19 protein-coding genes are annotated in these 20,135 nt (G+C 65.8%); 15 read left to right on the forward strand and 4 right to left on the reverse strand.

Annotated features, from left to right (window positions below; genetic code table 11):
- Nucleotides 1-34 precede the first annotated feature (34 nt).
- From WFP78_RS03720 to WFP78_RS03765, 10 genes are all read left to right on the forward strand, one after another.
- A complete protein-coding gene (locus WFP78_RS03720; protein ID WP_336958756.1) occupies nucleotides 35-331 on the forward strand; it encodes a DUF1799 domain-containing protein in 297 nt (98 codons plus the stop codon).
- Nucleotides 328-3,549, forward strand: coding sequence for a hypothetical protein (locus WFP78_RS03725; protein WP_336958758.1), 3,222 nt, complete (start codon nucleotides 328-330; stop codon nucleotides 3,547-3,549). The genes WFP78_RS03720 and WFP78_RS03725 overlap by 4 nt, the downstream gene beginning before the upstream one ends.
- Nucleotides 3,546-5,705, forward strand: a complete 2,160-nt coding sequence (locus WFP78_RS03730) for a gp53-like domain-containing protein (protein WP_336958760.1) — start codon at nucleotides 3,546-3,548, stop codon at nucleotides 5,703-5,705. The genes WFP78_RS03725 and WFP78_RS03730 overlap by 4 nt, the downstream gene beginning before the upstream one ends.
- A gap of 3 nt (nucleotides 5,706-5,708) precedes the next feature.
- On the forward strand, nucleotides 5,709-8,282 hold the full coding sequence (locus WFP78_RS03735; RefSeq protein ID WP_336958762.1) for a glycoside hydrolase family 5 protein: 2,574 nt from the start codon (nucleotides 5,709-5,711) through the stop codon (nucleotides 8,280-8,282).
- Nucleotides 8,282-8,638, forward strand: coding sequence for a hypothetical protein (locus WFP78_RS03740; protein ID WP_336958764.1), 357 nt, complete (start codon nucleotides 8,282-8,284; stop codon nucleotides 8,636-8,638). Before WFP78_RS03735 ends, WFP78_RS03740 begins: the two co-directional genes overlap by 1 nt.
- On the forward strand, nucleotides 8,635-9,384 hold the full coding sequence (locus WFP78_RS03745) for a hypothetical protein (RefSeq protein ID WP_336958766.1): 750 nt from the start codon (nucleotides 8,635-8,637) through the stop codon (nucleotides 9,382-9,384). Before WFP78_RS03740 ends, WFP78_RS03745 begins: the two co-directional genes overlap by 4 nt.
- 57 nt (nucleotides 9,385-9,441) lie before the next feature.
- Complete coding sequence (locus tag WFP78_RS03750) at nucleotides 9,442-9,981, forward strand: glycoside hydrolase family protein (RefSeq protein WP_336958768.1); 540 nt, start codon at nucleotides 9,442-9,444, stop codon at nucleotides 9,979-9,981.
- Nucleotides 9,978-10,625, forward strand: a complete 648-nt coding sequence (locus WFP78_RS03755) for a hypothetical protein (protein WP_336958770.1) — start codon at nucleotides 9,978-9,980, stop codon at nucleotides 10,623-10,625. The genes WFP78_RS03750 and WFP78_RS03755 overlap by 4 nt, the downstream gene beginning before the upstream one ends.
- A gap of 255 nt (nucleotides 10,626-10,880) precedes the next feature.
- Nucleotides 10,881-11,579: a S24 family peptidase gene (locus WFP78_RS03760; RefSeq protein WP_336958772.1), complete on the forward strand. Its 699-nt coding sequence runs from the start codon at nucleotides 10,881-10,883 to the stop codon at nucleotides 11,577-11,579.
- A 61-nt stretch (nucleotides 11,580-11,640) separates the two neighbouring features.
- A complete protein-coding gene (locus WFP78_RS03765; RefSeq protein ID WP_336958774.1) occupies nucleotides 11,641-12,330 on the forward strand; it encodes an MBL fold metallo-hydrolase in 690 nt (229 codons plus the stop codon).
- 8 nt (nucleotides 12,331-12,338) lie between these two features.
- Here the strand turns inward: WFP78_RS03765 and WFP78_RS03770 are convergent, their stop codons facing one another.
- On the reverse strand, nucleotides 12,339-12,770 hold the full coding sequence (locus WFP78_RS03770) for an MAPEG family protein (RefSeq protein ID WP_336958776.1): 432 nt from the start codon (nucleotides 12,768-12,770) through the stop codon (nucleotides 12,339-12,341).
- A gap of 242 nt (nucleotides 12,771-13,012) precedes the next feature.
- Between WFP78_RS03770 and rpmF the strand changes: the two genes are divergently transcribed.
- From rpmF to WFP78_RS03795, 5 genes are all read left to right on the forward strand, one after another.
- The gene (gene rpmF / locus WFP78_RS03775; protein ID WP_336958778.1) at nucleotides 13,013-13,192 is read left to right on the forward strand and encodes a 50S ribosomal protein L32; all 180 of its coding nucleotides are present in this window, start codon (nucleotides 13,013-13,015) and stop codon (nucleotides 13,190-13,192) included.
- Nucleotides 13,193-13,224: 32 nt separating this feature from the next.
- A complete protein-coding gene (plsX, locus tag WFP78_RS03780; RefSeq protein ID WP_336958780.1) occupies nucleotides 13,225-14,289 on the forward strand; it encodes a phosphate acyltransferase PlsX in 1,065 nt (354 codons plus the stop codon).
- A complete protein-coding gene (locus tag WFP78_RS03785; protein ID WP_336958782.1) occupies nucleotides 14,286-15,266 on the forward strand; it encodes a beta-ketoacyl-ACP synthase III in 981 nt (326 codons plus the stop codon). Before plsX ends, WFP78_RS03785 begins: the two co-directional genes overlap by 4 nt.
- Nucleotides 15,267-15,399: 133 nt before the next feature.
- Nucleotides 15,400-15,696 carry an integration host factor subunit alpha gene (locus WFP78_RS03790; RefSeq protein WP_336958785.1) on the forward strand — a complete coding sequence of 99 codons (297 nt, stop codon included), beginning with the start codon at nucleotides 15,400-15,402 and terminating at the stop codon, nucleotides 15,694-15,696.
- Nucleotides 15,697-15,785: 89 nt separating this feature from the next.
- Nucleotides 15,786-16,187, forward strand: coding sequence for a MerR family transcriptional regulator (locus WFP78_RS03795; RefSeq protein WP_336958787.1), 402 nt, complete (start codon nucleotides 15,786-15,788; stop codon nucleotides 16,185-16,187).
- Between the two features lie 59 nt (nucleotides 16,188-16,246).
- On the opposite strand, the gene WFP78_RS03800 is transcribed toward WFP78_RS03795, so the two are convergent.
- The 3 genes from WFP78_RS03800 to WFP78_RS03810 all read right to left on the reverse strand — a co-directional run bounded on the left by WFP78_RS03800 (nucleotide 16,247) and on the right by WFP78_RS03810 (nucleotide 20,016).
- Nucleotides 16,247-16,786, reverse strand: a complete 540-nt coding sequence (locus tag WFP78_RS03800; protein ID WP_336958789.1) for a SixA phosphatase family protein — start codon at nucleotides 16,784-16,786, stop codon at nucleotides 16,247-16,249.
- Nucleotides 16,783-19,542 carry an ATP-dependent DNA helicase gene (locus WFP78_RS03805; protein WP_419722904.1) on the reverse strand — a complete coding sequence of 920 codons (2,760 nt, stop codon included), beginning with the start codon at nucleotides 19,540-19,542 and terminating at the stop codon, nucleotides 16,783-16,785. Before WFP78_RS03805 ends, WFP78_RS03800 begins: the two co-directional genes overlap by 4 nt.
- Nucleotides 19,543-19,632: 90 nt before the next feature.
- Nucleotides 19,633-20,016 (reverse strand): PilZ domain-containing protein, encoded by a 384-nt coding sequence (locus tag WFP78_RS03810; RefSeq protein ID WP_336958793.1) that lies wholly within the window; start codon nucleotides 20,014-20,016, stop codon nucleotides 19,633-19,635.
- Between the last annotated feature and the right edge of the window lie 119 nt (nucleotides 20,017-20,135).

Here is a 20,135-nt window from a genome sequence, read left to right on the forward strand (position 1 = left end):
GCGCGGCGGCGGAACCGTAAGGGCAGATGACAATATGACGCAGGCAGCGAACATGCCGGCATGGTTGGAGCGCCGGCTTGCCGGGGAAGACACCAGCGCCCAGGTCGAACTGCCTGCCTCCGATGCGCCATCGGTCGCCCTGTTCCTTGCCTTGGGCACGCAATGGCGCCGCCATGGCATGACCGGCATGCGCCTCGGCATCGACTATACGGCGATCGAGCCCACGGCCCGCCTGCACGATATCGCCACTTCCCCGGCGATCATGGCCGACATCCGCCTGATGGAAGGTGCGGCGCTTGACGCCTTCGCTGAGCGGGAGCGCCGCCGGTGAGTGATCTTGTTGTTGGCGTCCGGCTCAATGCCGATGGTTCCGGCCTCGTTGGACAGCTTCGCCTCACCAAGGTGGAAATGGACCAGCTGCGTGCATCCGAGAAGGGCACAGCTGATGCAGCGCGGGATCTTGGCGCTGCAACCAAAGCGGCGGGTGATGCCCAGGCCCGCGCTGCCGGGCAAGCCCGGCAGGCCGCGCAGGCGTCGGATGGCGTCACGCGCAACCTCGGTTTGCAGCGCGCCGGTTGGCAGTCGGTCGGCTTCCAGATGCAGGATGTCTTTGCATCCTATGCCAGTGGCACGCGCGCCACCGTCATCTTCGCGCAGCAGTCGGGCCAGCTGGTGTCAGCTCTAGCGATGGTGGCTCAGTCGTCCGAGGGCAGCAAAGGCAAGTTCGCCGCGTTTGCGGGCTTCATGGGCGGGCCATGGGGCATCGCGATCGGCGTGGCCGTCTCGCTGATTGGTGCCTTGTCTTCGTCATTGCTGAAATCGGGCGACGATGCGGAGACGGCGGCAGGCAAGGTGGACCGCTTTACGCGATCACTCAACAATCTTGCCGCTGCCCAGGGCAAGGTCACGGCAATCGACCTCGGGAACGCAGAGGTGCGACTGCGGCAGCTTCAGGGGCGCCGCAATGTGCTTTCGGAAGAGATCTCCGGGAGCACGGGCACGCGGGCCACTCAACAGCGTCGTATCGCGCTGGAGGCCGAGCGTGACAAGGTCGATAGCCAGATCGTCGATGCGACCGGGCTTGTCGAAGCGGGACGCATGCGTTTGCGTAACCAGCAACGGCTTGACCGGGATAAACCCCAGAAAGACAATAGTGCTGCCAAGGCCGCGAAGGAAACCGAGCGTCTCGCTGTCTTCGGAGAGCGCGCGGAAGATGCCATCGCGCGGCTGAACGATCAGTTCAACATTGCCCCTCGCGATATCGACAAGGCTCGGCAGGCCACCGGCCAGCTTGATGACATCATTCGCGACATCAACAAGAAGCTGACCGAAGGCAAGGGCCTGACCGCCGAACAGCGCAAGCAGTTCGAAGCGCTGAAGGTTTCCGCTGCGGCCGTGAAGCCGCTGATCCAGGACAGCCTCGTCCGCCCCATCCGCGATATGCTGGACGATCAGCAGCGCCAGATCGACCTGGGCAAGCTGCAGCTGCAGGGGCGGCAGGCCGAGGCACAGGCGCTGCAGCTTACCTGGTCGCTCATGGACAAGATGGGCGTCGAGAGCGAGGCGCAGCTGGCTACGGAGCTGGCGAAGCGCGGCGTCACCGGTGATCAGGTCCGTCAGCTCTATGACAATCTGGGCGTCATGCGGCAGCAGACCCGCGAGATGCAGCGCCAGCAGGCCGTGCAGGACGCTTATCTGCATGGCCTTGGCGACATGCGCGAGAATATCCGCCTGACCCTTGCGGATCTGCGCCGCGATGGTCCGAAGGCCGTGGGCGATTTCTTCAAGCGGTCGATGGACGTGGCGGATAACCTGTTCGCCGACATCGTCACCGAAAAGCTGTTCGGCGGGCTCTTCCGTGATCTGCAGGATCAGGTGACGGGTGCCAACAAGGTGTCGAAGGCCGGCGACAAGATTGCCAGCGCCGTCGATGACGCCGCCAGCCATGTCGAAAAGTTCGGCGATGCCGTTGCGCAGGCCGTGACGGCGATCACCGGCAAGGCGGGTGTCGGGACGGCGGCGCCGGCCGGAAGCCTCGCTACTGGCCTGAGTGATGGCATAGGTGCCATGGACGCCAACGCGATTATCGCGAAGCTCGGGAAATTCGATCCCGTCAGCGACAGCCCGGCCAATGGCGGGATCAGCGGGACGCTCGGCAATGCCGACGGCCCCGACATCGTCGTCACCGGTCGGAAGAAGGGTGCGTTCCAGACCGGCTTTGAAGGGATGATCGACGAACTGAAGGGCGGGCTCAAGAAAGTCTTCACCGATATCTTCGGTGAAAAGGGCTTGTTTGACGCCAGCCTGGGCAAGACGCTGGGCCGCGCCTTTGCCGGTGCGCAGATCGGCTCTGCTGTGGGCAAGGGCGTGACGGATGCGATCGGCGTCAAGGGCAGCTCGACCGGCGGCGCGATCGGCGGGGCCATCGGCTCGATGATCCCCCAACTCGGGCCGTTTGGCCCTCTGCTGGGCGGCATAGCAGGATCGCTCGTGGGCGGCCTGTTCAAGACGACGAAGACCGGCGCCGCGAACATCACCAGCGTGGACGGCGCCGCGACGGTGAGCGGCAATAGCTCCGGCTTCAAGGCCAATGCTTCGGGCGCCGCGTCCTCGATCCAGGACGGACTTTCCGCCATCGCGGAACAGCTGGGCGGATCGGTCGGCGGGTTCAACGTCACCATCGGCCAGCGCCACGGGGACTGGCGCGTGCGTACCGGTGCCGGCTCGCTCAAGGTGGCCAAGGGCGCGAAGGAATTCGACGACGATCAGGCTGGCGCCATCGCTTACGGCATGCAGCTTGCCATCACACAGGGGGCCGTCACCGGCCTTTCAGACGCCCTTCAACAGGCGATCAGGTCCAACAGCGATATCAACAAGGCGCTGGCCGAAGCCCTGAAGGTGCAGGAAGTGGAAACGCTCCTGGGCGGCGTCGGCGCCGAGCTGCAGCAGCAGATGAAGGCGTTCGAAACGCAGGCCAAGGAACGGCTGCGCATCGCGACGACCTATGGCTTCGACATTGTCGAGATTGAAAAACGCAACGCGGAAGATCGGGCCAAGCTGCTCGATGATATCCTCGCGTCGCGGGTCGGTTCGCTCCAGCAGCTGCTCGACGATGTGAAATATGGTGACTTGTTCGAAGGTTCGACCGCCGATCAGCGCGCGGCACTGACCACGGAAATCGCCAAGGCACGGGCCGATGCCGAGGCGGGCGTGGACGGCGCGGCCGATACGCTCGCGGAACTGCTGCGCAGACGCCTTGACGTCACGCTGCAGGGCTATGGCACGGCGGGCGGTGAATATGCCGCCGATCGCGCCGATGCGGTCAGCGCGGCCGAGTCTGTGATCGCCGCCGAGAATGCGCGCATCAAGTCTGCCCAGGATGCAGTGACGGCAACCAACACGAAGCTCGATACCGCGAACCAGATCGCCAATGAGCAGACGAACCTGCTGGTCGAGATGAATGCCAAGCTGGCAGCCCTGCTGGGCTCGGGCGTCGATCTGTCGGCGATCGCGCAACTCGACCTCTCGCTTGTCGGTCGCTCGGCATGAGCCGGATCGTCACCGTCCTGGCGCATCCGCGCAATCCCGTGACCGGCGCGATCGTGCCGGTCCGGCTTGCCGGTGGCGCTGGGGGCATTCCCTATTATTTCGATGACGAGCACTGGCAGGCAGGCATCCTGCAGGAGCCGCGCTTCAGTGCCCAGCTGGGTTTTGACCAGTCGGGCTGGACACGCGGCGTCATTCCCACCGCCACCGCCATTTCCTTCATGCCCGGCCGGACATCGGTGCTCGACCAGCTTGCTGGGCTGTTCTGGCCGGGTGCTGCGCTGGTGGTCGAGCGCCGCGTTCCCAGTGCCGCGCCCGTGCGCCGGCTGACGGGGGCGGTTGCCGATGCGACGATCAGCGACGGCGTGCTGGTCATGCAAGTCGCCGATCTGTCGGCCAAGCTCTCCACGCCGTTCATCACCGGCTATTTCACCGGCGAGGGCGGCATCGAGGGCGCGTCCACCGCTGCCGGGCGGATCAAGCGTCGCAGCTTCGGCCGGGTGTTCGACATTGAGGGGCGCATTCTCGATCCGGCGACCAATGTCTATGAATTCGGTGATCCGGCTTTTCCGCTACAGGGCTGCGTTGCGCTTCGCGACAAGGGCCGGGGCGGTGCACTTGGTATCCTGGGATGGCAGGGCAGCATCGCCGCGACGCTGGCCGCGCTGAAGGCATCGGTCCCGGTCGCAGGCGGCGGCGTCTTCGCCCCGTCGATCGCCTGCGCGAAATGGTGGACCAAGCCCGCTGGCCCGCTCTGCGCGGACCTGCTCGGAGAAATCGGCACGGGCTATGTCGATACGGCACCTGCGATCGCCGCCGCCGTCCTTGCCGCTAAGACCGGGCCAGTCATCACCAATCTCGCGGCGGCGAGCACCGACCAGCCAGCGCCGGCCGGTCTGCATTTCGGGACCGACAGTGAGACGACGGCCGGTGCACTGGACAGGCTGCTCGGCGGCGTATCCCTGCTCTGGCGGCTGTTGCCCGATGGTACGGTCGATCTTTTGCCCTGGTCGTTCACGGGCGATGCAGAGGCGTTGAACCTCCTCTTTCTCAGCCGTGACCGCACGTTGGCGCCCACGGGCACGCGCCGTGTGATCTATCGGCGCAACGAGCGCGAGCATGGCGATGGCGATATCGCTGCGGATCTGTCGGCCAGTGATGTGGTCTATGAGGATGGAACGACAGCCGAGGCGCTGAAGCCCGCCGAGCCGGCGGCGACCAGTGGAGCGCCCGAGAACACATATGTCGCTGGACGGCTCGCGCAGTTGGTCAATTCGCTCACCGACATCAATGCCGTCAACATCATCGAGCAGGCGTTGCGACAGGATGACGCGCAGAGAGTGCTCGACGCGCGGACATTCGTCGACGGGCAGCCGGTGAACACCGTGTTCGTCACCTTCCGCAACGAACAGGTGGCGGCGAACAGCGCGCTCGCCAGCACGTTGGCATTGCTCGGCGCCAAGACGCCGGACGGCACCGGGTGGGTGCTGGACCTGGCGACTGTGCAGATCGGCGGCGGACAGACGATCGCGCAGAAGTTCACGGAGATCGGGGCGGCCGATGCTTCAAACTCCGCCAGCGTAAGCGCCCTGCAGGAAGTCGTGCTGGGCCCCACCGGGCAGGAGGCCCGCGCCCTCGTCAAGGCACGTGTCAATGACAATGTCGCCACGCTGGTTGTCGGCGCGACGGGCAGCGAATCAGTTATCGGGTTTCAGGCCGACAACACGGTCATCATGTCGGCCGATGGCGAGACCGTGCTGGCCACGTTCGGCGAGGACGCGGACGGGGCCTATATCCCAAATCTGCGCGTGGACCGGATCTCCATCGGCGCGATGGACCCTGAATTCACAAGCCTTCAGGGATCGTCGGCGAGCCAAGGCTCGCAAGAGTTGCCCGGCGGAATCATAATGAAATGGGGTGAGTTCCGCGCCATCATCAATAATGAAACGCAGCTGTCCATCGTCTTTGACGAACCGTTCCCGAACGCGTGTCAATCCTTCGTGCCAACGGGGTTCATCGACGTATTTTCGGCCTATCGCGATCTGTGGCCCCAAAATGTCGGCCCGAAAACCCGTTTCGGTGTGACAGTCGGCACCCAGTCTTCAACCAGCAACGACCACCGACTTGATGGGTTTGACTGGATCGCATTCGGGAAATGAGCAATGCCAACGATATCTGAACTTCTCGATCAGGTTTCCGCGCTTCTGGGGCGGCGCGACCTGTCCCTGCAGGAGTTGCAGGCGTGGATGACCGGCACCGCCGACGGCGGGCCGGACAGCGATGGCCGATATCCCATGTCGCTGAGCGACGGCACGCCGCTGCTCTTCCGCTGCCCCGCGTCCATGGAAGACATCGTTGACGAGTTCGCCGAACTGGTGGTTGCTGCTGTGCCCTTTACCTATTCGCCTACTCACCGGCAGAAGCGGGTGCGGGCTGACTTTTCCGGCACCGTCACCCTGCCGGCCGACGCCGATGTCGGCAACTGGTTCATCCTGGTGCAGGGCACGGCAGCGCCCGTGTCCTTCGCGCCGGCCGCCGGTGCCAGCCTGCACAGCGCGGACGAGTCGACGTCGACGGGCGGCGCATGGAGCGTGGTCATGCTGATGGTGGCGCGCAACGCGGACGGTGCAAGCGCGGAGTGGGTGCTGAGCGGCAAGACCGGCCCCGTCTGGCCCGAACGGCTGGAGTGGGACGGGGTGACGCGCTTCACCCATGGACCCGGCGCCAACTGGTCGGAGATCGGCTTCGACCGCTACCGGCCCTGGGTCAATCCCGCCACCGCAATTGCGCTGTGGGACAATTTCGTCACCTGGACCGACGCGACCGGCAAGAACCGCTGGCAGCGTGCCGCGGAGGCGGAGATGGACGTCATTCGGGTCATGATCGACCCGCAGAAGTTCCTCGAAACTGACGGGTCCGACGCGGCGCTGGCACCGTGGCTTACCGTCATCGGCCATGTGGTCGACAGCGTGCTGGCCCACAACATGAAGATCATCATCTGCATGACGCCCGCCACTGGCGGCGACCAGGGTAGCCTGGGCGAGAATACGCTGCGCTGGGCCTATGCCAATCAAGACCCTCTTTGGGACAAGGCGGTCAAGGTCTGGACCGCCGTCGACAAATTGCTCAACGCCTATGAGTCCGGGGAGGCGGCCCTTGAACTCTGGAACGAGAGCGAGGAATATCCGAGCGGCACGCCCGCCAATGACGTCTATATTCATCTGATCTCGGCGCTTCATAAAGCCATGCGCAAGATCGTCGGCCCCCGCATCAAGCACATCATCGGCTCGCCCTTCTACGCGAGCCATGTCGGCTTCACCGGGTCCTACTCGCAGTCCGGGCTGCCGGACGCGGGGTTCAAGGCCAACCTCTTCGGCAAGCATGTCGGCTATGCCTGCCACGCCGCCTATTATCCTAACATCTTCACGCATCAGGGCCTTTACGGGAACGACTATCAGTTCATCCACCGCATGGCGTTCCCGGCCGACCCGGCCGTCAAGGATGCGACGATCGCAGCCTATCAGGCGGATGCGGCGGCGGCGGGGGTGAGCAGCGGCAAGATCGCCCAGGTGACGAACGACCTCAACCTGTATTTCACGCAGAACAATGCCAGCTCCGGATATGATGGCACCAAGCCGTTCACGACGACGTCGACCATGAACTATGTCTGGGGCAACCCGGACCCGAATGCCGCCTATGTGCCGGCGTACCGCAACTATGGCGAGCACATCCACCTGTGGATGTACATGGAGGGCGTGTCCGGCGAGGACATGCACTGCACCGAGATCGGCTGGCACCGGGACTATGATGACATAGGCGACAACATCGGCGCAGACACGGACTCCGCAGCCCGCCATGGGTCTCTGGTCCGCAAATATGCCGAGGCGCGGCGCATGAACGGGCTCGTGCTCTGGGCGGACGAGACCAAGCACTTCTCGGTCAACGAGAACATCGCGGCGCCCGGCGCAGAGCCGGACTATTCGGGCCAGATACAGCCGCAGATCGCCGTAGCAGTGGGGCTGCGGAGCAACTGGACGCCGTCGGTGCTGGGCGCGCGCCTGGACCAGTATCTGGACCCGCTGGACGCATCGACTGTGACCTATTCGACCGGCCGGAAGGTCGCACAGCTTGCCGATAAGAGCGGCAACGCGCGCCACGAGATGCAGGCGGACCCCGACCTGCAGATGACCTTCGACAATGGATATCTGATCCAGCGGGACCAGCAATGGATGGCCAGCAGCCTGAGCGCCTCCGACCAGACGCAGTGGCTGTTCCAGGTGATCTATGTCGAGCAGTTCGGGGCGGAGGATTTGCGCACCGTCGTCGGCGCCAGCGGTGACGGCGGGCGGCTGCTCGTCCTCTCGTCCGCAGGCACCCGCGAGGTCTTCACGCTGCAGCAGAACAGCGGTTACGTCAGCGGACCCAATGTGACGATGCCCATACCGGCCGGTCGGCCCGTGCTGCTGGGCGTGCAGTATCATGCCGGCGTGGAGCAGACGTTCGGCGTCTACCATGTCTATCACCTCAACATGCAGGCCAGCGCGGCATTGTTCCCGGAGAATGTGTCCTTCGGCAGCGGACTGACCAGCACAACTGGCTTCTCGGGCGATGGTGCATATCCCCATCCGTTCGTCGGGGGGTTCGGAGGCCGTATCGCCGGCCATGGCGACCTGTCGGACGATGATATCCAGGAGATCAAGCGGTTCCTGATGGCGCGCCATGGGATCGCCGAGTGATGGCGGTCGACGCGATCACGGTGGATTGGCTGCGCTCTGCCGGCCTGGTCAAGGCAGCCACGGCCGCCGCAATCGTCGACGCATGGGGCGATCTTGCCGTTACCAGCGAGATCATTTCCCCGCTGGCGCTGGAGGCCGATGCGGCCAGCGAGGCAGACAGGCAGATCAGTTTTCTCGGGCATCCGCTGCCCGTGGAGAAGGTCTCGGTCGACGGCCTGCGCGTCGATCTGGTCGGGCGGCCGGTCGTCGGTTCAGCTGCTGGCTATGCTGCCGGACAGGTGTTTTTTGTTATTGGAGCCGAGGAGGCTTCCGACGTCGACCGTACTACCCTGACCGTTCTCAGGGTGCTGGCATGAGCGGCGTCCTGATCGTCAATCCGCTGGCCCATGCAGTAGCGCCGGCCGCCCCTGGCACCGGCGGCGCCAACCTGCTGACACCTGACCCGAACGAGGCGTGGCTGGCGCCGGCCGTTGGCGTTGCCTCGATCGATATCGATCTTGGCCAAGAACAGCTGGTCGACAGCATCTTTCTCGGCTTCACCAATGCGACCGCTGCGGCGCACTGGAGCATCAGCACCGCTACTGCGCCCGGCGAAGGGCTGGTCGAACGCCATGCCGGCAGCCTGCGCGCCGCTGACAGCATCGGGCCGCGCCACCACGCATTTGTGCGCCTGCCCGTGCCTGTCGCTTCGCGCTATTTCCGCATCACGACGACCCAATCCGACGCCGAGGCGCTTTACGCCGGCATCGTGGTGGTGGGCCTTGCCTTCGAGAAGTATCGCGAATTCGGCGGGGGACGGACACCGATCGATACGAGCGCCCGGCAAGACCTGATCGGCGGCGGTTTCGGCATTGGCGAGGGTGTGACGAAGGCGCAGTTCGACTGGAGCTTTGTCGATCTCTCCGATGCCGAACTGCAAAGACTATGGGCGATCAAGATGGATCGCGGTCTGCGCAAGCCCGTCCTCGTCGTGGAAGACGCAGACTTGACGATCGGCCAGAACGAGGCGATCCACTATGGTCTCTTCGCCCGCTTCCAGGCGTATGAACGGCAAGACCCGGCGCAGACGCGCTGGGCGGGCTCGATCCTCCAATGGGTATGATGGGGGTGCGCGGGTGGACGGTGCGCATGTCGCCATCGCCATGCCACGCCGTCACCCATGGCAAGCAGCAAGATCAAGGCGGGCACCGCACTGGCGGGCATCATGGGGATTGCGGCGACAGGTGCGCTGCTGGGCGACCTGACCCGGTGGGAAGGCAAGCGAAACGTCGGCTATCTCGACATCGCCAAAATTCCGACTGCCTGCATGGGCGATACGCAGAATGTGGTGGTCGGCAAATTCTACAGTGATGCCGAATGTCAGGAGCGCCTTGAGCGTCAGGCTCTTTCTCATGTTGAAGATGTTTTGCTGATCGCTCCCGGCCTGCGCCAGCATCCGCAGGTGCTGCGCGCGGCCGGGAGCATGACCTATAATATCGGCGCGCCCAAGTTCAGCGGGTCGACGGCCAGCACGCGGTTCAGGGCCGGCGACCTGCTCGGCGGCTGCCTTGCCATCGGCCCCTATTTCGTGGTGCTCCGCAAGGACGGCACAGAGGTTGTCACCTCGGGCTTCATCAACGTGAACAAGCAGCCGATCCAGGGCCTGATCGACCGCCGCACCTATGAGATGACGGTGTGCCTCCGGGGGCTGGTCAAGTGAGCCTGCCCCCGTTCGGGCTCATGCTGGAGTTTGTGCTTGGCCTCGTCGGCGACCTGGTCGGCAATGTCCTGGACCTGATCCGGCGATACCCCTGGCAGGCGCTGGCCATCGTTCTGCTGATGGTGGCGTTTGTCCAGCACCGGCAGATCGGGCGGGCCACCGATCGCGCGGATCGGGAGCACGTCCTTGCCCTTCAATGGCGCTCGGACTTCCGGTCTCAGCGGGAGGAGATGCGCAAGTTTGTGGGACTTGTCCGCGCCGCCCGCGTCGCCGCCGCGCGCGCCGATCAACTGAACAATGAGCGCGTGACGCGGGAAACTGCCGCGCGCATCGAGGAGGTGAAAAGTGACTATCAGGATGATCTTGCTGTTGCCCTTGATGCTGTCGATCGCCGCCTGCACGACAGCATCAGACAGGCGGGTGGAGGTGGCGCCGGCAGTGGTCGCGCAGCAGCGCAACTGCCCATCATTTCCGACATGCCCGAAGGGGCTTTGCGACCCGGTGAAGCAGCCATCATTTCAGCAGCCGACGCCCGCCTCTGTATCGCCAACACGGTGAGGCTGGAGCAGCTCATCAGGGCATGGAACGGGGTGGCGGGAGTGGACGTGAACGGGGCCAGTGAAGGGCCGCTTCAGACGCCTTGAAGGCTACTTAATGTCGCGTACTTAATGTCGCGACTTTTGGGCGCGCTACACTCTTTCGGCCTATTTATTTTCGCGCATTTATTTTCGCTAATTTTTTTCGCGCTACACTCGATTGTCCGAAGCAGGTGCATGGATGCCGTTCTCCTTCCAGTGAAGCTGCAGCGAACGACTTTTTGTTCGCTATTTGTTCCAAGGAGAGGGGTGATAAGAATTTTCCTACTTGTCTAGGAAAATTCCTACGCTACAGAGAAGAATATGAAGGAAGGCGATCTTTCGGTGCGGGAGACGCTGGCGGCGCTGATCGCGGCGCGCGGCGACCATTATGGCGCCCTGTCCCGGCTGCTCGGGCGCAACCCGGCCTATATCCAGCAGTTCATCAAGCGCGGCACCCCCCGCAAGCTCGACGAGGCGGACCGTCGCACGCTGGCCGTCTATTTCGGCGTGGACGAAGTGCTGCTCGGCGCGCCGGGGAAAGGGGCTTCCACGCCGTCGGGGCAGGGCCAGAACAAAGGCGAGAACAGGGGTCGCGGCCAGCCGGCGGTCGTCACCATCCCGCGCATGGATCTGGGCGCATCGGCAGGCGCGGGTTCGCTGGACGATCGCGAGCAGGTGACGGGGCTGGTGGGCTTTGACGAGGCATGGCTGCGCGCCATGGGCGTGCGCCGCGAATCGCTGTCGATCATCCGCGTCGACGGCGAATCGATGGCCCCTACGCTGTGCGACGGCGACGAGATCATGGTGGACAGCGCCGACGCCGCCTCCCGCCTGCGCGCCGGCATTTATGTGCTGCGTTTCCAGGATGTGCTGATGGTGAAGCGAATCGCGCCGGGGCCGGGGCAGGGATTGCTCTCCATCCTCAGCGACAATCCGCATTTCCAAAGCTGGACGGATGTCGACCCCGCGCAGATCGTCCTGCTCGGCCGGGTGATCTGGACCGGGCGGCGCCTGCGCTGAAGCCCGTGCGGAACCGCGTGCGGGGCTTGCGTGCAGCCCTGTGCTTCGCCACATCCGGGGCATGACCGATTCCGCCGCTCCCGATGCTCCCGTGCCGCCGCTGCGCGCCACGCTGATCCCCGTCACCCCGCTCCAGCAGAACTGCACCCTGTTCTGGTGTACGCAAACGGGGAAGGGCGCCTTTGTCGATCCGGGCGGCGACCTGCCCCGGCTGAAGGCGGCGGCGGCCCAGCATGGCGTGGAGATCGAGAAGATCCTCGTCACCCATGGCCATATCGACCATTGCGGGGAAGCGGGCACGCTGGCGAAGGAACTGGGCGTGCCGATCGAGGGGCCGCATGAAGCCGACCGCTTCTGGATTGCGCGGCTGGAGGATGACGGCCGCAAATATGGCATCACCGGCAAGCCCTTCGAGCCTGATCGCTGGCTGCACGATGGCGATAGCGTGACGGTGGGCAATCTGACGCTGGACGTCATCCATTGCCCCGGCCACACGCCCGGCCATGTCGTCTTCCACCATGCGCCCTCGAAACTCGCGATCGTGGGCGACGTGCTGTTCCAGGGCTCCATTGGCCGCACCGACTTCCCGCTCGGCAATCACCAGGATCTGATCGACGCGATCACCGGCAAGCTCTGGCCGCTGGGGGGCGAGACGGCCTTTGTCCCCGGCCACGGCCCGATGAGCAATTTCGCGCATGAGCGGCGCTCCAACCCCTTCGTGTCGGACCGCGCGCTGGGTGCCGCCGGATAAGGAAGGCGTCAGGCCCGCGCCGCCAGCGAAGGCGGAGCGGGGATGGCGCGGGTGCCGCTGTAGCTGGCATAGAGCGCGGCGATCGCCAGCGCGAGCATGACCAGCATCGTCACCATGATGCCGCCCGCCCGCGCCCAATGGGGCTTGGCCGCGTCCATGCCGAAGGCGTGCGCCACGCGCGCCAGGATGTAGACGAGCGCGATGCCCCACAGCCAGTCCTGGCTGCCCAGCGCCATTTCGACGAGCCCGCACAGGATGAGGACGAAGGGCGTATATTCGATGAAGTTCGCCTGCGCCCGCATCCGCCGCATCAGCGGCGCGCTGCCGCCGTCGCCGTGCAGCACCTTTTCCTGCATGCGCAGGCGGCTTACCCGCATACCAAGCCAGATGTTGAACAGCGCGGCGGCGGCAGCGAAAGTCAGTGTGATCGGCAGCAGCATGATATATGTCTCTCCCCGTCCATGTCCGCGGGCGGCATGGCGCTTCGGCAATATGGCGTATCGACAATGGCGCTGGCCGGCACGGGCGGCAAGGAATAGCTTGCACCTCAATCAAAAAACGCTATAGGCGCTTGGCTTCGCGATTGTCCGGCCGCACGGATTTGCGGCCCTTTGGCCGTCATCTCCTTTGGCGTTTCGGCCTGTCGTTCTGACATTTTTGCAATACGGAAACAGGTGCCGACATGGCTGTCCCAAAGAGGAAAACATCCCCGTCCAAGCGTGGCATGCGCCGCGCGCATGATTCGCTGAAGGTCGAGGCATTCCAGGAATGCTCGAACTGCGGTGAACTGAAGCGTCCGCACAATCTGTGCCCCTCCTGCGGCCATTATAATGGCCGCGAGATCGTTGCCGTCGGGGCCTGAGCACGTCTAATCGTCTCCGAGAGGGGGGTCAGGTGAGCAGGGAGCCGCGGATCGCAATCGACGCGATGGGCGGCGATGAAGGCGTGCGTGTCATGCTGGCTGGCGTTGCCTTGGCACGTCGGCGGCATGAAGGGCTGCGCTTCACGCTGTTCGGCGATTCGGCGCAGATCAATGCTGCGCTGGACAACCACCCCAATCTGCGTGCGGCTTCGCACGTCGTGCATACGGACGAGGTCGTCGCCGCGACCGATAAGCCCAGCGTCGCCATCCGCAAGAAGACCAGCTCCATGAGCCGCGCCATCCAGGCGGTGAAGGCCGGGGAGGCTGGCGCTGCCGTGTCCGCCGGCAATACCGGCGCGCTGATGGCGATGGCGAAACTCGCCCTGCGCACCATGCCTGGCATCGAGCGCCCCGCGCTTGCCGCGCTGCTGCCGACGCTGGGCGACAATGATGTCGTCATGCTGGACCTGGGCGCCAATACTGAGTGCGATTCGCGTAATCTCGTCCAGTTCGCCGTGATGGGCGCGGCCTATGCCCGCATCGCGCTGGACCTTGAGCGGCCGCGCGTCCGCCTGCTCAACATCGGCACCGAAGAGATGAAGGGCACGGACGAGATTCGTGACGCCGCCGCCATCCTGCGTGCCGCGCCGGAACTGCCGATGCAGTTCGACGGCTTCACCGAAGGCGACAAGATCAACACGGGCGAAGCCGACGTCGTCGTGACGGAGGGCTTTGCCGGCAATATCGCGCTGAAGACGGCGGAGGGCACCGCGCGGTTCGTCACCGACCTGCTGCGCAACGCCTTCACCAGCTCGATCCGCTCGAAGATCGGCTTCCTCATCTCGAAGCCTGCGATGTTCCTGCTGAAGCACCACCTCGATCCCAACAACCATAATGGCGCGGTCTTCCTGGGCCTCAACGGCGTGGTGGTGAAAAGCCATGGCAGCGCCAATGCGAAGGGCGTGGCCAATGCCGTGCATGTCGCCGCCCGGCTGCTGGAAGAAGACATCACCCGGCGGATCGCCGCCGACATGGCCAATATCCCTGCGTTGGCAAAGCCCGCGCGATCCATCAGCGCGGAGCAGCCTGTAAAATGATTCGTCGTTCCGTTCTGCTCGGCACGGGCTCCGCCCTGCCTGTGCGCGCCGTTTCCAATGCCGAACTGGCGGAGCGGGTCGACACCAGCGACGAATGGATCGTGGAGCGCACGGGCATCCGCAATCGCTACATCGCCGGCGAAGGCGAGACGACGGCATCGCTCGCAACGGCGGCATGCCGCGCCGCGCTGGCCTCCGCCGGCGTCGATGCGTCGGAAGTCGACCTGATCGTGCTGGCTACCGCCACGCCGGACCAGACCTTTCCCGCCAGCGCGACGCTGGTGCAGGCGGCGCTGGGCATCAACGACGGTGTCGCCTTCGACGTGGCCGCCGTCTGCTCGGGCTTCCTCTATGCGCTGACGGTCGCCGACAACATGATCCGGGGCGGTGCCGCCAGCAAGGCGCTGGTGATCGGCGCGGAAACCTTCAGCCGCATCCTCGACTGGGAAGATCGCGCGACCTGCGTGCTCTTCGGCGACGGCGCCGGCGCCGTCCTGCTGGGCGCGGAAGACAGCGAGGACAGCGATCCGCACAGCGCGCGCGGCATCCTCGCCAGCCGCCTCCATGCCGATGGGCGCCACAATGAACTGCTCTATGTCGATGGCGGCCCGTCCACCACCGGCACGGTCGGCAAGGTGCGCATGCGCGGCAAGGAAGTCTTCCGCCACGCCGTCGTCAACCTGGCGTCGGTCATGACGGAGACGCTGGCCGCCGCCGGGCTGGAGCCCAAGGATGTCGACTGGGTCGTGCCGCACCAGGCCAATGCCCGCATATTGGATGCGACCGCGCGCAAGCTCGGCTTGCCGCCGGAGAAGGTCGTCGTCACGGTGGATCGCCACGCCAACACCTCCGCCGCCTCCGTGCCGCTGGCGCTCGACGTCGCGTCGCGCGATGGCCGGATCAAGCGCGGCGACCTGGTGGTGCTGGAAGCGATGGGCGGCGGCTTCACCTGGGGCGCGAGTGTTCTGCGCGTCTGATTCTGGGACAATGGCCGGCTAAACCTCCGATTTCGTGTGATTCGCTTGCGAATCGACGCCAAATGGCACAAACCTTTCCTTTGCTGCTGGCACCTGGCGGTAAATGTGGGGCGGGTGTATTCTTGGGGGCTGAATGTCGGGTAACGGAACGTTGACGCGGGCGGATATCGCCGACTCTCTCAATCGCAATGTGGGATTGTCACGGGCTGAATCTGCCGCGATCGTGGAGTCGATCCTGGAACGGATCACCGAAGCGCTGGAGCGCGGCGAAAATGTGAAGATCTCGAGTTTCGGGACTTTCGTGCTGCGTGACAAGGCCCAGCGTATCGGCCGCAATCCCAAGACCGGGATAGAGGTGCCGATCGAGCCGCGCCGCGTGCTCACCTTCCGCGCCAGCCAGTCGATGCGGGAACGCGTGGCCCGCGCCTGACACGGGCAACCGGAAATGGGACTCGGCTCGCCGTTTCGGCATGTGGCCGTGGTTGACCTGCGCGCCCGGATGAGTGCAACATCATTGTCATGAAGAAGGCGGAGGGGGCATTCCTGACGATCGGCGAGCTTGCCGACGAACTTGGGCTGCCCCAACATATCCTGCGTTACTGGGAAACCCGCTTTCCGCAGCTCCGGCCGCTCCAGCGATCGGGCAACCGGCGCTATTACCGGCCGGCCGATGTCGACCTTGCGCGACGCATCAACCATCTGCTGAATGTCGAAGGCTTCACCGTTCGCGGCGCGCGCAAGGCGCTGGTGGATGGCGGCGCGAACGGCACTTCCCCGCCCAGAGCCGTGCGTCCTGCCGTCGCCACCATGACCGTGGCCGTGCCGCTGCCGGCAATGGAGAATGCCGCGGCCCGGAACGACGATCTCATCCGCCGCCTGGAAGCCATCCGCGCCGATCTTGTCGCGGTGCTGGGGGAATAGCCGCAAGGCAGGGCTGGCGATGTGGGTGGCTGCCGTGGACCGGCGTCACAGCGCGCCTGTCAGTGTTCGGGCCCCAGTGTCGGGTCCAGATCGCGGGGGCGGATGAAGCTTACCAGCGAGATCGGTGCGCGTTCGATATCGTGCCAATGCGCGATCGGCGCTTCCAGCACGGCGATGCTGGCCGTGGGGAATTTCAGCTCCACCGATTCGCGCAGCGGGCTGGCGCCATCGTCCGGCACCAGCGTCAGGATCAGGTCTTCCAGCCCCGGATTATGGCCGACCATCAGCGCATTTTCGGCGCTGTCGGGAATGTCGCGGATCACGTCCGTCAGCGTGCCGGCGGAGGCAAGGTAGATGCGCCTATCCCATTGCGGCTCCAGCGACTGGCCATAGCCTTCCAGGAAACCGTCGATCGTGTCGATCACGCGGACGGCGGGGGACGCGACCAGATGGTCGAACAGCATCTTCTGCGACCTGGCGAACTGACCCATCAGGATCGCGGCGCGACGGCCCCGGCGGTTCAGCGGCCGGTCGAAATCGCGCGCCACGGGATCGTCCCAACCCGATTTTGCATGTCTGAGCAGGGTCAGCCGCTTCATTCTTCTTCAGCCCTTGGTCCGGTCGATGCACCCGCCTGATGCACGAAAGCATCGCCCCCGCCAAGGGGCTCGCGCATGGCTTCCGCACTTACGGAAATGATCGCTTCGTCCAGCGTGACGCGGCGGATCGGCACACCTGGCGGGAAGGCGCCGAGCAACCGGCTGGGCATGGCGGAAGAGAGGATGACGAAGCTGCCCCGGTCGTCCGCGCGGCGGATCAGGCGGCCGAATGCCTGCGCCATGCGGGCCCGGATCAGCCGGTCGTCATAGGCGCCGCCGCCGCCTGCCAGCCGTCGCGCGGCGTGCAGCACGGTGGGCTTGGGCCATGGCACGCCCTCCATCACCACCAGCCGCAGCGAATCGCCGGGCACGTCCACCCCGTCGCGTAGCGCATCGGTGCCGAGCAGCGAGGCGCGCGGGTCGTCGCGGAAGATGTCGACCAGCGTACCGGTGTCCATCGGGTCCACATGCTGCGCAAAAAGCGGCAGGCCCGCGCGCGCCAGCCGGTCGGCGATCCGGGCATGGACGGCGCGCAGCCGGCGGATCGCGGTGAACAGCCCCAGCGCGCCGCCGCCCGCCGCCTCGACCAGCCGGGCATAGGCGCCCGACAGCGCAGCAATATCGCCCCGCTTGATGTCGGTGACGATCAGCACCTGCGCCTGGCTGGCATAGTCGAAGGGGCTCGACGCCTCGAACCGTGCCGCCGGGCGCGTCAGGTGCCGCGCGCCCGTGCGGGCCTCTGCCGTGTCCCAGTCGCCGCCGCCGCGCAGCGTGGCAGAGGTGACGATGACGCCATGGGCCGGCTTCATCACCGCTTGCGCCAGCGGTCGGGTCGGGTCCAGCCAGTGGCGGTGCAGGCCGATATCATATTCCCGGCCCTCGACCCGGTCGACCGCCATCCAGTCGACGAAATCCGGGTCGGCCGGGCCGCCGATGCGGGAGAGCAGCGCCAGCCACGCGCTCACCAGGTCGCGCCGCCAGCCGAGCGAGGCGATGGCGCCCTCGATCCGCGCGCGCGCCGCGCCGTCCATCCAGTCCGGCGCGTCCTCGATCACCGCCTCCAGCCGGCGCGTCAGATGGGTGAGCGGGCGCAGCAGCGCGTCCAGCGCCTCGGCTGCCGCCTGCGCCGCATCGACCAATGGCCCGTCGGGTTCGGCCAGTTCGGTCTCAAGGCCATAGCCGGCCTCCGCCCCGTCCTTGCCGCTCTCGGCCGCACGCGCGAACACGGTGCCGCGCACGGCGGCCAGCAGCGCCTCGACCGGGCCGAAGGGCTCGCCTGCCTGCACCCGCTTCATCCACTCGTCGCCCGGCAGCGCCTGTGCGGCATGGCGTGCCGCCTCGATCGCGCTGCCGCCCTCCGTATCATAGCTCGCGACATCGGAGAGCCGCGCCGAGAGCCCCCGCCGCCGCCCCCGCGATCCACCTTCCGGGCCGATGACCCAGCGGCGCAACTCGATCGCCTCCTGCCCGGTGAGCGCGGCGGAAAAGGTCGAATCGGCGGCATCGAACAGATGATGCCCCTCGTCGAAGATGATCCGGCTGGTGCCCGCGCCGGTCTCGCGCCCGCGCGCCGCGTTCACCATCACCAGCGCATGGTTGGCGATGACGATATCGGCATCGGCGGAGGCGCGCGCCGCCCGCTCGATGAAGCATTTGCGATAATGCGGGCAGCCGGCATAGATGCACTCGCCGCGCCGGTCGGTGAGCGCGGTGGAGCCGTTGCGGCGGAACAGCGTTGGCAGCCATCCGGGCAGGTCGCCGCCCACCATATCACCATCGCGCGTATAGGCGGCCCAGCGCGCGGCCAGATGTGCCAGCACCGCCGCCCGACCGGAAAAGCCGCCCTGCAGCGCATCCTCCAGGTTGAGCAGGCAGAGGTAGTTTTCGCGCCCCTTGCGCACCACCACGCGCTGCGCGCGCATGACTGGATCGGGGAAGATCCGCGCGGTTTCGCGGTCGAGCTGGCGCTGCAGCGCCTTGGTATAGGTGGAAATCCACACCGTCCCGCCGGCCTCCGCCGCCCAGAGCGAGGCCGGGGCGAGATAGCCCAGCGTCTTGCCGATGCCGGTGCCCGCTTCGGCCAGCAGCATATTGGGTTCGTCACGGGCGCGGCGCGGGGCGAAATTCTCGGCGGCGGCGCTCGCATAGGCATGCTGGCCGGGGCGGGCTTCGGCGCCTTGCCCGGTCAGGCGATTGAGTTGCTCTGCAACCTGCTGCTCGTTGAGCGTGATCGTGCGCGGGGCGGGGCGGGGCGCGCTTTCCTCCCATTCGGGCAGGCGGCTGAACAGCCAGCGTTCGGCCTCGCGCGGCTGGGCGATGCGCTTCACGATCAGCGGCGCCCAGGTCCAGCGCAGGCGGTGCAGGCTCTGCGCCGCCGTCCACGCCCCCTCGCGCTCCTGCCAGTCGGGGCTGCCCAGCCGGTCGAGCAGCGTGGCCGCCGCCGTCTGGTAGAGCGCCGGAATATCCGCTTCCCGCTCCGGCACGGGCAGGTCCAGCGCTTGCGCCAGCCCTTTGGCCGTGGGCACCAGGAAGTGCGCCGGATGGACGAAGGCCCATAGCTCCAGCAGGTCGAGTCCGTTGAGGTCGGGATAGCCCAGGCGCTGTCCCGCGAGCGGCGCATTGAGCAGGATGACCGGCGTGTCGGCGGCCCAGGCGACCGCCTGCCCCTTGGCGACGGCGCGCGTTTCCCCGTTGCCGTCGCGCAGCCAGATGCCGCCATGGCTGGCGTGGAGCGCGGGCAGATCGGCAGGTGTCATCACCTCACCGTCTTAGGGATGTGGGAACAAAGGGGAAACCCTTTTGCGTGGAAATCCGCGTGTGTATGTGAACCGGCGCGTGCCGGCCGGTCAGTTGCTCCGGCGGCCAAAGCCGCGCGGTGCCGGGGCCAGGGCTGCGGCGCTGGCGGGGCGCATGGGCATGGCCGACGCGCGCATGGCGGTTTGTGCGGGCACGACCTGCGCCATTTCCAGCGCCTGGGCCAGCGGGCTGCCTTCGATGCCGAAGGGAAAGAACACGCCCATGCGGTCCACCTCCGCCCAGCGGACGATGCCGAAGACATCATGCCCGTCCACGTCGATCTGGAAGCGGGTGCCCTCGGCCAGCGCCGCGCCTTCGATCTTCGCGCCGAATTCGTTGAGGTCGGTGATCGTCGCCGGTAGCGAATCGAGAACCGTCGTTACGGTGATGGCGATATCGACGGTGGTCCGCTCGCGCCTGCGCTGAATCGTCATGGTCCTGATCCCTGTCCTTCCTCGTTACGATATTGACATGACAGGGTTAACAGAGCGGTAACTGCGCGGCAGTGTTACGCTGATTTTGCCCGATATCGGCAAAAGGGCTTAAACAGCGG

Origin of the sequence: Sphingobium aquiterrae, from assembly GCF_037154135.1 — a bacterium.
GTDB lineage: Bacteria > Pseudomonadota > Alphaproteobacteria > Sphingomonadales > Sphingomonadaceae > Sphingobium > Sphingobium aquiterrae.

Coding starts and splice junctions, on each gene's coding strand:
- WFP78_RS03800 (WP_336958789.1), bottom strand. CDS start 16,786: ATGAAGCGGCTGACCCTGCTCAGACATGCAAAATCGGGTTGGGACGAT.
- WFP78_RS03765 (WP_336958774.1), top strand. CDS start 11,641: ATGACCGATTCCGCCGCTCCCGATGCTCCCGTGCCGCCGCTGCGCGCC.
- WFP78_RS03730 (WP_336958760.1), top strand. CDS start 3,546: ATGAGCCGGATCGTCACCGTCCTGGCGCATCCGCGCAATCCCGTGACC.
- WFP78_RS03720 (WP_336958756.1), top strand. CDS start 35: ATGACGCAGGCAGCGAACATGCCGGCATGGTTGGAGCGCCGGCTTGCC.
- WFP78_RS03735 (WP_336958762.1), top strand. CDS start 5,709: ATGCCAACGATATCTGAACTTCTCGATCAGGTTTCCGCGCTTCTGGGG.
- rpmF (WP_336958778.1), top strand. CDS start 13,013: ATGGCTGTCCCAAAGAGGAAAACATCCCCGTCCAAGCGTGGCATGCGC.
- WFP78_RS03795 (WP_336958787.1), top strand. CDS start 15,786: ATGAAGAAGGCGGAGGGGGCATTCCTGACGATCGGCGAGCTTGCCGAC.
- WFP78_RS03790 (WP_336958785.1), top strand. CDS start 15,400: ATGTCGGGTAACGGAACGTTGACGCGGGCGGATATCGCCGACTCTCTC.
- WFP78_RS03750 (WP_336958768.1), top strand. CDS start 9,442: ATGGCAAGCAGCAAGATCAAGGCGGGCACCGCACTGGCGGGCATCATG.
- WFP78_RS03810 (WP_336958793.1), bottom strand. CDS start 20,016: ATGACGATTCAGCGCAGGCGCGAGCGGACCACCGTCGATATCGCCATC.
- WFP78_RS03740 (WP_336958764.1), top strand. CDS start 8,282: ATGGCGGTCGACGCGATCACGGTGGATTGGCTGCGCTCTGCCGGCCTG.
- WFP78_RS03785 (WP_336958782.1), top strand. CDS start 14,286: ATGATTCGTCGTTCCGTTCTGCTCGGCACGGGCTCCGCCCTGCCTGTG.
- WFP78_RS03745 (WP_336958766.1), top strand. CDS start 8,635: ATGAGCGGCGTCCTGATCGTCAATCCGCTGGCCCATGCAGTAGCGCCG.
- WFP78_RS03805 (WP_419722904.1), bottom strand. CDS start 19,542: ATGACACCTGCCGATCTGCCCGCGCTCCACGCCAGCCATGGCGGCATC.
- WFP78_RS03770 (WP_336958776.1), bottom strand. CDS start 12,770: ATGCTGCTGCCGATCACACTGACTTTCGCTGCCGCCGCCGCGCTGTTC.
- WFP78_RS03760 (WP_336958772.1), top strand. CDS start 10,881: ATGAAGGAAGGCGATCTTTCGGTGCGGGAGACGCTGGCGGCGCTGATC.